This is a genomic window from Bradyrhizobium sp. USDA 3315 (assembly GCF_054056795.1).
In genome coordinates this window covers 5,031,397-5,043,399 of record NZ_JBSRYP010000001.1, presented here as the reverse complement: position 1 = coordinate 5,043,399, position 12,003 = coordinate 5,031,397, and the positions used below count along the sequence as shown (strand labels likewise).

Below are 12,003 nucleotides of genomic sequence, written 5' to 3'. Positions count from 1 at the left end.
GCAGGTCACCTTCAACACCGCGATAATCTGCTCTTCCGTGAACCTTGCTCGCTTCATCTGTCCGTCCTTGCTCAGGCCGGACTCTAACTCCATCTGGAGGAAATACTCAGGGGCAGGTCAACGCCTGCCAGAAGACGGCACGTTCTTCGATCAGCGGTTCGTCAACTATCCTTCGGTCAACCAGAAAAGCTGGACGCAATCCATTGGAGGCAGTTAAGCGCTCGCTGCCGAGTGGTTGCGGCGCGAGGGCGATGACTTCGAGCTTGGGCCAGATCGCAACGATGGTGGTGTCGACGTCCGGGCGTAGAATGCGTCCGACGACCGGAGCATGCCTCCGGCGATTCCAGACAAGCTTAAACCGTGAAACCCGGTCAAGTCGCATCCCTCCAACCCAGATGTATCGGATGAGGTGCGAAATCTAGAGGGCTCAATCTTGTCATATACAAGTGTTGGCGGATTTTGGTCAGGTATTTTCTTCGGTATTGTTGTCGGTGGAATTCTAAATGGCTTGCGTGACTCAACGCTCGACGAGGCTGGAGCGCGAGCGCTGAGCTCGGCATCTGGCGGCGGCATTTGATATGAAAGACCGACAGGCTTGCTGGGACTACACCGCATAAGTCTCTCCTTTGAACAGCAAAAGGATACACGATAGAAGGAGTTGAGGAGAATATCTCCGAGCTGTGCCGGCGCGAAGGCATTGCCGCCTCAATGTACTATGGCTCGACCAGGCCTTTCTGCTCTTCCTGGCGAGAATTGGTGCACGTATGTCCGAAGCGACCGGCGTCAATGCGAACGACCTTGAGTCGGGCCGAGCACGCCACGGTATCTGGCTTTGCCACCATAAAACTCATTAGACGCATTGTTGCATACAGTTCTGTAGAAGTCGTCCGCGTCTTCGGTTGTGTATCCAGCCCCGGCAAAGCATCCTCTCGCGTTCTCCTGTAGTGTATGCCTCACCCCGCTCGCACTATCAAAAAGCGCATTCAGACAACCAACAAGTACCGCCACATCATTCTTTGACAAACGCTCGTCGCCATTCATCATTCTCGCGTGATTGATGCAAACGGCAACGTTGAAAGACGTGAACGAGTCGCTTAAACCTGAGCAATCTTCAAATCCATCTCCGCTATCATTCAGTCTAAAATGAGCTATCGGAAGGTATCTCATTTCTCTGACTTCCCTATCCGAAAAGTCTTTTGGTGGCACCAGCCCCATTTCAGAAACTGCGCTATGGACACGGACGTGCGCATCATGAAAAAATGGGCCCAGCACGCTGGTGTTTCTCCTGAGCAAGCCCTTTTCCATATCTTCCCGAGCAAATGGCCTCGTTCTCTTCATTTTCTCATTTTCCGCAAGAGACAGCCATCCCTTTTCATGAAGATAAGGCATCAGAACTTTGTGTGCAGTTCCCCAGTTGCTCTCATAGACCCGGCTGAAAATCAAAAAGGCTTGGCCTGCGACAAGCTGAGCGCTGTCACCAAGGCGTCTGTCGCTATTGAGGTGGGCTTCCAGTGCCTCGACGGCCTGCTTGGGTGAAAGAGATCTGTCGCTTTTAATTTCTGCGATGAAATGATCCGCCCCTCTCTCAATGAACGGCTTCGTTATCGTTCTGGATGCATAACCGGTCGAACCGGTTTCGACATTTTCAACACCCGACAGCGAGTACTTGTTTTTCCTGAGGTATTCTGACGAACCCGTCAAATCTAAACTGTCCGGCACCATCGTCGGGGCATGTTTTGAGACACCCTGAATTGTCACCTCACGCCCTTTGAGGCACTTGATATTTTGCATGATGGAGCCGTGTGCCTGCTCCGTATTTACTAGGTTCTTCATGTGAACCTTGGTGGCCGCACGATAGTCCATCATGGATGCGAACTTGTTAGCTCCAACGATTCCAGGGACTTTAACCTGGCTGGCAATATGATTCTTCTCTTCATCGGAAAGGCTGCAATGAACTTGATAGTATTTTTCCGCTTGTTTTTCGGCCTTGGTAAGTCTGGCGTCGCTACTAAATCCCCCTTTTCCGTCGTGCAAAGACGTAGTGGAGAGGAAGAAGTCGTTGGCCATTTTGTCATAAAGATAGACCGCCCCGACCGCGCCAAAGGCGTACTTCATCACGCGAAGGGCCAAGCCGGGCGAGTTGCCGCTTCCGCGTGTTTGCTCTTCGCCACTGGATTTCGAGAGCTGATTTGACGCACGAAGACCAGAAGTGACCTGTTGAGTGGCAAGACACTTGGTCGATGGAGTCGTATTCGACTTGGCGCAGTGCGGCATAACCATCAAGCCCTGTGATGCGATCTCGGTGCGTTGCGCCGCCTGAAACACCGTTCCCAATCTATTATTTGTGATACGCACTTCCTATTACCTTTAGTAGACGAACCGCCTGCCACTGAATTGTCACTCGGCAACTGTTAGGGCGTCTTGCAAGCTTCCATGCCTTCCCGACCGCCAGCCTCTCCGCTCACCGCGTTGCATGTCTTGGCGTAGCTCTATGATTCACCAGCGCGGATACTTTCCTCCAAGCGCGCGACAAATCTGCATCGGAAATCAGCGGCGGCCTTTTGCAGGAACGTTGCCTTGTCTGGCATTCGCAACTGACTGGCATAGTTCACCACCGCACCTGAGAATCCATAGACATCGCGAGCTTGATCAATGTCCCGTAGCGTCATATCAGTGCGCTCGAAGATCCATAGGAGCGCTCTAAGCTTGCACCTTGGACGGCGTCCTCGACGCGCCATTTTCCTGGCCTGGCAGTCAGGTCGGACGCGGAACACCTATGTGGCGGGAGCGCCTCTGTTCGCGAGCTTCCGGCCGCTCGATCGCTCCGCCAGTGCTCGCCGCCAGAACGCGACAAGCCCTCTGCCCGACTTGGTGCATGACGATAAGATCTACACAGGATCTCGGAGCTTCCACCATGCCCGCGCTGCGCAGCCATATCGGCGATAGGGGCGCGAGCAGAGCAAGTCTCTAAATCTTGAGGCTCAGACCCCATCCGCCCAAGGACAGAACCGTTCGTTTGGCCGCCCTCACCAGAAACGCCGTCTGTGTGAGACTTGGCCGCGCCTTCAGCGCTGTCGTCTGCAAATCGCCAAATGCGATTCCCAAGCCCGCTGACGCCAGTCATAACGCGCCTCCAATACAAGCGCGAATGCGCCGGTTGTGATCTTTGATGCACAATGGCGATCTTGAGCACGCTACTACATCCATCGTAAGCGCGCGAGGCGCATCCAAGGGATTTTCGCGGCTAGCGCTATCTCTTCCAAGAAAGAAGCTTGAGCACAAGCGATAGCACATGCTTTTCGATGATACATCCCAAAGCTCGAAGAGCGACCGGCCATCCGCCGCATTCGAATCTCCTGTGCTCCTCTCCCACGGCCAGCACAAATAGATGTTTGTTATGAAGCGATATTCAACACCTATGGTCTGAGCCCTCGTTTCATCCAGTGATGGTTTAAATGGACCCCGATTCTTGGGCCCGTGCCTAGCTAATGGTAATCTCGATCACCGTGCCTGCCGCAGACGCCATCACAACCCTCGCAACTCGAGTGCCGCGAGCGACAACGCCGCTCGGCCCGAGCATCGCGGCGCCAGGCGAAGTCTAGGGGCCAAGTCGACTGTCCATTCGATCGAGGACGAGGCAATCGTCGTCACTTTCCGGCGGCACGCGATGCTGCCGCTCGACGATTGCCTGCTAGGCTCTGCGACCGACAATCCCGCATCTGACGCGGTCATGCAAGCTGGCCAAACGCATCGACGCCAAAGAGGCTAAGGTTGCCGTCGCTCGCAGAACGGCTGTCATCCTCCATGCCATCTGGACCGATGACGCTGAACTCCAGGCACGCGCGCACCGCATGAACCTAAACCAACCAGATCTGCCTTCGGCGGAACAAGCGTCCTTGCCGGGGACGAAGGCGCTAGCAATCTCGAAGTTGTCCTTGGGGCATTACACGCCACCGTCGTCGCCGCGCTGCGGCGCTATCTGGCGGTTCGGGCGCGTCACGGTGCGCTCTCCAAGGACTCACCGCTGTTCCTGTCCTCAACGGGCGGTTTCATCGCGAAGCGGAGAATCATAAGGTTTTCCAGAAGCTTCGCACCGACCTCGGTTGGATCGCGCGGGGCGGCCATGGCGAGGTGCGCATCCATGACCTGCGCCACACCTTCATCCGCCGCCGCGTTCAGCTCTGGCACGAGCATGACGCCGATATCGACAACGCCATGGCGGCGCTCTCGACCTACGTCGGCCATGCCAAGATCTCCGATAACTATTGGTACCTGACCGGCGTCCCAGAACTCATGGCGGTCTCCAGCAAACGTTTCGAGCTTTTCGCAGCACACGTCGGAGGGGGGCATCATGTCTGATCCCAACCCGGCACCGTCCTTCCCCACCATGCTTCAACGCGTTTTTGTCGAGCATCTGGGCAATCAGCGAGCCGTCAGCCCTCGCACCATCGCCGCCTAGCGGGACACATTCCGATTGTTGCTTGGCTTCGCCGCGGCGCAGATCGGCAAGGAGCCCACCCGGCTGATCTTGGCTGACCTCGATGCGCAGTTGATCCTGGACTTTCTCGACCATCTAGAGAAGGAGCGGAGTAACGGTGCGCGCACGCGCAACACCCGCCTGGCGGCGCTTCGCTCCTTCCTGAAGTATGCCGCCCACTATGACCTGACCGCGCTCCTCGTCATCGAACAGGTGCTGGCCATTCCGACGGAACGGTTCGACCGGCCGGTTCTGGGATTTCTGTCACGCGAGGAGATGCAAGCGATCCTTGACGCGCCGGATACGCAGACTTGGGCAGGTGAGCGAGATCGCGCACTGTTCAGCCTGATGTACAACACCGGCGCCCGCGTGTCCGAAGCCCTCGGCCTGCGCGTCGGCGATGTCGTCGTTGACGGCACAGCGGTTGCGCACCTGCATGGCAAGGGGCGCAAAGACCGCAGTGTGCCGCTCTGGCGTACGACCACGAAGATGATCCGCAATTGGAAGCGCCGGTTGAACGGAACGGGCGAGCAGGACTTCCTGTTTCCGAATCGGGCGGAGCGTGCATGGCGCGTTCAAACGTCACCCAACGCCTTGCACTTGCGGTATCGGCCGCCGCAGAACGTTATCCGCTACTCGCGCGCCGCTCGATATCGCCTCACACCATCCGCCACACCACGGCGATGCATCTCCTGCAGTCCGGCGTCGATATCAGCGTCATCGCCCTATGGCTCGGTCATGAGAGCTCCGCCACGACGCTGCCACCGCCCTGGCGGCGTCTGTCGACCATCCACAACAGTTCGCTTCGGCCAGGCATTTTGCAGCCTGGCTTGGGTTGGTACCGAAGCAGCACTCGACGGGGGCAAGGAGCGTTTGGGCGGCATTAGTAAGCGGGGTGACGGATATATTCGAAAACTGTTGGTACATGGCGCCAGATCAGCCGTTCATCGCGTCCGTATCCATCAGGTGACAAATACCTGGATAACAGAGTTGTTGGACAGGCGTCCCTTCAACGTGGTGACGGTGGCCCTTGCTCACAAAACTGCCCGGATCGCTTGGGCGATCATGGCTAATGGTGAAGAATATCGCGCGCGAGTATGAGTCGAGCATGGTTCCGAGCGGGACAGGCCGGTGCGGGCAAGAACGGTTTTGAGACGGATGATACGCTCCGGTTCGTGCATGGTTGGCCTGCCTCCTGCTGGCTTGTCTGATAGTGGTTGGGACCAGACAGGACAGACTGTTACAGGCGCGCAAGAGGGGGCAGGACGCCGTCGGCCAGTAGCGGAGAGACGGCGGCACATCGGACGGGTTTAGATTCCGATGCCCCGGCCCCTGCCGAGATCGATGCCGTGCGTGAAGGCGAGTTCCGCGCCGAGACGTCGGCCCGATTCGAACGGGATGCCAAGTTGCTGCTTACGGTTGGCGAGCAAGGATTCAAGCTGCGGGTCGCGTTCGAGACTCTTCGCCATGTCGCCCATCTGCGCCCGCGTGGCCTTGTAGCCGGACATGTCTCCGTCCCTGTACTGGCGCTGGCTGGTCTGGTCGAGTTTCTGCCAGCGCTCCACGAAGCGGTCGGCGCGGCGGCTGGGATTGTTGGCCGGATCGACATCCCGTCCGGTGCGAATTTCGGTTTCGAGCTGGAGGGCCCGCACAGCGCGGGCGACTCGGCCGCTCGCCGTATCGTGGACAAGCTCCGGGTTCTTGACATAGGCAGCTTCCGCATCGCGCCAGCCATGGGGTCGCACCTTCTCGAAGGCTTTGCGGGCGTCGGTCAGTTTGCGCATCTGTTCGGAGCTGCCCTTGCCGTCGGGATGACCGCCGCTGAGGATCGCGTCAACGACGCACAAGCGCATCGGTGCGGGCCTTCCGTAGCCCCGCTTCCGGGGCTTCCGCCACCATTCTTTCCGGCGGATCGGCTTTGGCGTCGTCCCGTCCGGGCTGCGGCATGGTATTGTCGCCGGGCGCGGCCTCTGCGGGCAGACGCAACCCGCCGAACATGGTGCGTACCTTCTCCGGCACAATCTTCCTGACGATCTCGGCGACCCGCTCGCGGAAGGTGATGCCGCGCCGCTCGGCGTAGCTCTGTGCCGGTTCGTAATCCGAGGCCATGTCCTTGGCGCGATCGCGCGACAGCGTACGGACAAGCTTGTCCTGATTGGCAAAATCGTCGCGGCCATAATGCAGGTCCATGCCGTCGCGGTGGCGGGACAGGGCGACATAGCTGCCGTGCGCGTCCATGCCCGGCGTCGCCAGCACATGGGTGCGGTCCACCGTCATGCCCTGGGCCTTGTGGATCGTCGCCGCATAGCCGTGGTCGATGCGATTGTAATCCTTGAGGTCGAAGACGACGGAGCGGCCGTCATCGGTGCGCGCGCTCATGCTCTACGGGCTAACCTGCTCGATGGTCCCGAGCGTGCCGTTCTTGACGCCAAGGCCGCGTTCGTTTTGCAGGAACATGACGCGATCCCCGCTGGCAAAGTGGCGCTCGCCGCGTTCGACCGTGACGCGCGCCTCGTCCCCCAGATCGCCCGCCGTCCGCATCTTCGCGCGCGCCGCCTCGTTGAGGGCGCGCACTTCGTCGTTGGTGTGGGTGAGGATGATGCGACTCTTGTCGGGCGATGCCTGCCGCTCGCGGTCCCAGCGCTCGATCAGATCGCCGCGTGCCTGGTCGCGGGTTTCGGCGACATGCACCATGTCGCGGGAGCGGTAGGCCTCAAGTGCGTTGCCGGTTCTGCCAGTTGCCAGATCGCGGGTGGCCTCGCGCTGCCAGGCCTCGCGCTGGCGGCGCACGTCACCGATTTCCGCACCACCGTGACGTTCGTGAATCGACCGAAACGCCGCGCCGGCCTCGATGGATTGCAACTGCTGCGGATCGCCGACCAGCACCACCTTGGCCCCCACCTCGGCGGCGTGCGACAGCACGCGTTCCAACTGCCGCGTGCCGACCATACCCGCCTCGTCGATGACCAGAACATCGCGTGACGTGAGCAGGTCGCGCCCCTGTCCCCAGCCATGTTCCAGGCTGGCGATGGTGCGCGACGCGATGCCCGATCCGACTTCGAGATTTTCCGCCGCGATGCCAGACAGCGCCACACCGCGGACCTCGTAGCCCGCCGCCTGCCACGCCTCCCGCGCAACGCCCAGCATCGCGCTCTTTCCCGTTCCGGCGTAGCCGACGACGAGCGAAAGATCGCGCCCGTCCGTGACATGCGCCAGCGCATCGGCCTGCTCGCCGGACAGCATTGTCTCTCTCGCGCGCAGAATGCTGCAATTTGCTTCAGCGCTCACTCTCGATTGGCACGGGGACGGCCTCTGCGAGCCTGTAATATGACCCTTGCGATCAGCTGCAGAGGATGAGACTCCGATCCGAGGAGTCTGCATCTCTTCTTACCAGACATAGGCATCACATATTGCTTCATAACGAGCAGCTATTTGTTCTCGTCACAAGGGCTCGGTATCTGTCACATACATGGGTGGGAAAATGGGCCGTCCGCGGTGGTCGCCCCGCTTCGCGTCTTGCTGCTCGAATCCATGTCGACATGAGTGGGCTCCCTCCGAGACAAGCCATACTTGGCGGCTTAAGCCCGAGGCGACCGATATTCCTCTAATCGGGACGGGACAATGCACCTTGAAAAAGTAATGGTCGAACCAACCTCTTCGCATCTCGACTCGGACAGAGCATTGCGATCCAAAAGTGGCTTGCAATGGTTGTGCCCATTTTCTCGGACCTTCGAGGTCATTTTTCCGCCACGGACTGCGACCGGCCCAGCTGAAAATCAGTCAAACTAGAAATCCAGGCCGCGTTTAACGTTATTTTTGCGCCCCCGCTTGCAGCGGTTTGCGGTAGCTGACGCCTCCGCTGCGCGACGACGGTGGTCTATCCAGCTCGGTAGGAGATACATGGTGCGGGGCATTGGCAACTGTTGCATGGCGCCGATCTTGGGATTTATGACCGACGACGCGGATAGCGCGGAAGAGTTTCCTGCCGGGCCGGCTGTTGGCCTTGGAAGAGCCGGCTCGTCATCCTGCGGGATCCTGGAGCAGACGCGCTCAGAACCGCAAGAGGCAACCACCTCTCGCATCAGCCACGGCACCGAGGATCGCCTTCATCGACCCTGGCGCAAGTACCTCGGGAAGCTTGTTAACCGGCTCGGTATGATGATCTCATCCAGTGCGTCGTTCTGTAGAAAATGGATCCTGCGGGATCACGTTCCGCGCCAGAACCTTCATCTGCTGCCGCCGGACTTACTCGGCAAGATCGCCGAGCCGCTCAGCCCGATTGATCTGCTGAAAATGTCGCAGACAAATTGCACACTGCGGAATGCCGCGCAGTTTTATGATCCGGCGCTTCACGCAAAACACCAGAGAGCTATTCGGGTTCAGTCCGTCTGGCACAGGCTGACGGCCCCTCGCCCAGACGTTGCAGATCGCTTTGCCGCGCTGACAGATCCCGACGTGATCCAATCACTAGCGCCCAACTTCGATTGCCTGACCAGAGGACAGCAGGAGCGCCTCGTCAATTTCGCCGGGACGCTCGCTGATTCCGAGCATCGCGTGCGCGTCCTGGGGAGCCTAGGAACGGGCGTGGCAGGGCTTGCGCCCGCGCTGCAGCAGCGCCTGGTCACCTTGGCCAATCGGCTTAACGAGCCCGCGGCTCGCGTTTGGGTCATGGGTAACTTCGGAGAAAGCGTGGCAGGGCTGGCACCCGCGCTTCAGCAGCGCCTGGTCACCTTCGCTGAGCAGCTCAACGAGCCAGAGGATCGCGCGCACGCTGTGCGATACCTGGGAGCAGGCGTGACAGGGCTTCCGCCCGCACTCCAGCGGCGCCTCGTCTGGCTTGCTGAGAATTTCGACCAGCCTGCAGATCGCGTGCGGGCCCTGGAAGGCCTCGCAGCGCATATTGGACGGCTTGCGCCCGCGCTTCAGCAGCGCCTCGTCGCCCTCGCCGAGGGGCTTACCAACTCACCGCTTCTCGCTTTGGCCTTGGGATACCTAGCGACGGGCATGGCAGGGCTTACGCCCGAACTTCAGAAGCGCCTCGTCGACCTCGCCGAGGGGCTCGCCCCGCCGTGGCAAACCGTCTGGGCTCCACAGAACCTCGGACTGGGCGTGGCAACGCTTGAGCCTACGCTCCAGGAGCGCCTCGTCAGTCTCGCTCAGCGGCTTAGCACCCCCAGGGATCGCGCCGCAGCCTTGCGAAGCTTGGGAATGGGCATGGCAGGGCTTTCGCGCGAGCTTCAGGAGCGCCTCGTCACCCTGGCCGAGGAGCTTGACGAGCCCGCCGATCGCGTCCTCGCTCTGGAGGGCCTCGGACTGTGCGTGACGGAGCTTTCGCGCGAGCTCCAACAGCGCCTGGTCACACTGGCCGAGAGGCTTGACAACCCCGCGGATCGCGCCTGGGCCTTGCGAAGCCTGGGAGTGGACGTGGCGGGGCTTTCGCGCGAGCTCCAGCAGCGCCTCGTCGCCCTCGCCGAGAATCTCGGGGATCCCGCGCATCGCGTCGTGGCTCTGGAGGGCCTCGGACTGGGAGTGGTAGGGCTTTCGCACGATCATCAGGAGCGTCTGGTCACCCTCGCCGAGAATCTCGGCGATCCCATGCATCGCGTTTCGGCATTGCGAAGCCTCGGAGTGCACGTGGTAGCGGTTTCGCGCGAGCTCCAGGAACGCCTCGTCGCCATCGCCGAGGGACTCGCCGATCCTACAAACCGCATCTTGGGCTTGCGAAGCGTCGGAGCGGCCGTGGCGGAGCTTCCGCGCGAGCTCCAGCGGCGTCTGGCTGCCCTCGCCGAAGGCCTTGCTCAGCCTGCGGATCGGGCTCGAGCCTTGGCAGCGCTGGGATCGTAGGAGGTATGTAACGATTTGCGGGTCTGCCTCAACGGCCTCTGGAACGGCTAAAGTCCAGCAGACGCATTTGGCGCCACGCACGATTTGGGTGCAGCTACGCCAATGCTACGTCAAATCGCTCGATGAAATTTTGGCCAATCCGGTAGTCGGCCATTAAGAAGGCGGATTAAGCCGAGCCGGACAATTGAGTGTGCGCCATAGCGAGACCAGCAACAGGCACAAAAGTTCTCTGAACCAGGCGAGGATGCGACGGAAGTTGCGGCCGACGGCTGAGAGGACGACGTTGGCGGCATCGCCGGCGCGTCCTTTGAGGTAGCACCGGCCGAGGTGTCCTTCGGCTTTGAGATGTCCGATGATAGGTTCGATGGCGGAGCGGCGGCGCAGCTCGCGCTTGATGGCGCCGAAGATGCCGCGCTTCTGGCCGGAGATGAAGACGCGGCGGGGATTTTGCGCGTCGTGGCCGCGGTAGCCCTTGTCGACATAAGCCCGCTCGATCGTGCAGCCGGTGAGTGTCTCGGCGCGGTCAATAACGTCCCGCAAGGTGTGACCGTCGTACGGATTGTCGGGCAATGACTTGGCGTGCAGCACGAACAGGCCGCCGGGAGCGCGGCGATTGTTGGTGACGATGGAGGCCTTCACCCCGAACTCGTAAGGCGCGGCCGCTTTGCCCTTGCCGATGCACTCCACCTCCGGGGCATAGAAGGAATACAGCTTCCAGCCGCGCTGGCGCTGCTGCTGCGAGCGGATCTGCGTGGCCCGGCCAAGCGGGAGGGCGAACGCCTCCTCCAGTGCCGGCTGGCCCTCGATCTTGCGGCGGATGTCGCGGATGATCCGGCCCAGCCGGCTGCGCAGGATGCGCAGCTGTCGCTGGTGCCGGTTGAACTGTTTGGCATGAGCGTAACGGCCCGCCATCATCGCCGCGGCTTTGGCCACGCGAGAACAGGATTGCCGCAGCCTGACGCCGTGCTTCCTCGCCAAGCGGTTCAGCCCCCGGATCGCGGCATGCAGCAGTTTAGCGTCGGTCGGGAAGCTGATCGCCTTCGGTTGCACTGTGGTGTCGACCGTGACCCGCTTGAGGTCCTGGCTGCGTAACGCACCGGCCTCGTGCGCCACCCGAAGACTCTCGGCCAACAACCGCTCCAGCTTGTCGCCGAGCCGCTTGCGCCAATGGCTCAGGTCCGAACGCTCGTGCGGGAAAACGTGCTGGAAAAACTCTTAGCCGGTGAAGAACTGGAAGTACGGATCGTGCACCCAGCGCTCGCACACCCCCTCATCGGACAGTCCGTAAATGTGCTTGAGCAACAACAGCCCGATCATGAAGCGGGTCTCGATCCCCGGCCTGCCGTTCTCGCTGTAGAGCGGGGCGATCTCGGCGTCGATCCATTCCCGGTCGATCTTGCCGGCAAGCAGAACCAGCTCGTGCTTCATGTTGATGATCTGGTCCAGCCGTGCCCGGAACAGATCGTTCGATCCCGTCGTCTTGTGCTTCTTCGGTCGCATCGTCCCTCCGATGCGCCACAGAAGCACGGTTCACAACGGAGAGGAATCCACAAAACGAAATTGCAAGGTTTGCGGCGCCCAAGCCTCAAATCCCTGCAATCTCAAACGACGTCAAATCCCAAAAACAGACTCCCGCTCAATCGCTTACAGGCTTGTTCACAGCCGACTCCGGTAGAGTCCTT

Annotated in this window: 5 protein-coding genes and 7 pseudogenes; 6 read left to right on the top strand and 6 right to left on the bottom strand. The window is 60.4% G+C overall.

Annotated features, from left to right (window positions below):
• Positions 1-106: 106 nt before the first annotated feature.
• A complete protein-coding gene (locus tag ACVIYL_RS23275; protein WP_456779921.1) occupies positions 107-382 on the bottom strand; it encodes a hypothetical protein in 276 nt (91 codons plus the stop codon).
• 401 nt (positions 383-783) lie between these two features.
• Positions 784-2,355 carry a XopAG/AvrGf1 family type III secretion system effector gene (xopAG, locus tag ACVIYL_RS23270; RefSeq protein WP_456779920.1) on the bottom strand — a complete coding sequence of 524 codons (1,572 nt, stop codon included), beginning with the start codon at positions 2,353-2,355 and terminating at the stop codon, positions 784-786.
• Between the two features lie 1,252 nt (positions 2,356-3,607).
• Here xopAG and ACVIYL_RS23265 point away from each other — a divergent pair.
• Positions 3,608-3,731, top strand: a pseudogene (locus tag ACVIYL_RS23265) (IS481 family transposase); the annotation flags it as partial.
• Positions 3,732-3,996: 265 nt separating this feature from the next.
• Here ACVIYL_RS23265 and ACVIYL_RS23260 read toward each other — a convergent pair.
• On the bottom strand, positions 3,997-4,245 hold the full coding sequence (locus ACVIYL_RS23260; RefSeq protein WP_456781982.1) for a hypothetical protein: 249 nt from the start codon (positions 4,243-4,245) through the stop codon (positions 3,997-3,999).
• Here ACVIYL_RS23260 and ACVIYL_RS23255 point away from each other — a divergent pair.
• From ACVIYL_RS23255 to ACVIYL_RS23240, 4 genes and pseudogenes are all read left to right on the top strand, one after another.
• Positions 4,132-4,359 carry a hypothetical protein gene (locus ACVIYL_RS23255; RefSeq protein ID WP_456779919.1) on the top strand — a complete coding sequence of 76 codons (228 nt, stop codon included), beginning with the start codon at positions 4,132-4,134 and terminating at the stop codon, positions 4,357-4,359. The genes ACVIYL_RS23260 and ACVIYL_RS23255 overlap by 114 nt on opposite strands.
• 394 nt (positions 4,360-4,753) lie before the next feature.
• A pseudogene (locus ACVIYL_RS23250) lies at positions 4,754-4,990 on the top strand (tyrosine-type recombinase/integrase); the annotation flags it as partial.
• A gap of 53 nt (positions 4,991-5,043) precedes the next feature.
• Positions 5,044-5,175 (top strand): annotated as a pseudogene (locus ACVIYL_RS23245) (integrase); the annotation flags it as partial.
• A gap of 62 nt (positions 5,176-5,237) precedes the next feature.
• Positions 5,238-5,578: pseudogene (locus ACVIYL_RS23240) on the top strand (transposase); the annotation flags it as partial.
• Between the two features lie 14 nt (positions 5,579-5,592).
• Here the strand turns inward: ACVIYL_RS23240 and ACVIYL_RS23235 are convergent.
• Together ACVIYL_RS23235 and ACVIYL_RS23230 are read right to left on the bottom strand one after the other, a co-directional pair.
• A pseudogene (locus ACVIYL_RS23235) lies at positions 5,593-5,658 on the bottom strand (DNA-binding protein); the annotation flags it as partial.
• 129 nt (positions 5,659-5,787) lie between these two features.
• Positions 5,788-7,732, bottom strand: a pseudogene (locus ACVIYL_RS23230) (AAA family ATPase); the annotation flags it as partial.
• Positions 7,733-8,404: 672 nt separating this feature from the next.
• On the opposite strand from ACVIYL_RS23230, the gene ACVIYL_RS23225 reads away from it, so the two are divergent.
• Positions 8,405-10,321 (top strand): F-box protein, encoded by a 1,917-nt coding sequence (locus ACVIYL_RS23225; protein WP_456779918.1) that lies wholly within the window; start codon positions 8,405-8,407, stop codon positions 10,319-10,321.
• A 153-nt stretch (positions 10,322-10,474) separates the two neighbouring features.
• Here the strand turns inward: ACVIYL_RS23225 and ACVIYL_RS23220 are convergent.
• Positions 10,475-11,821 (bottom strand): annotated as a pseudogene (locus tag ACVIYL_RS23220) (IS5 family transposase).
• Positions 11,822-12,003: the final 182 nt, after the last annotated feature.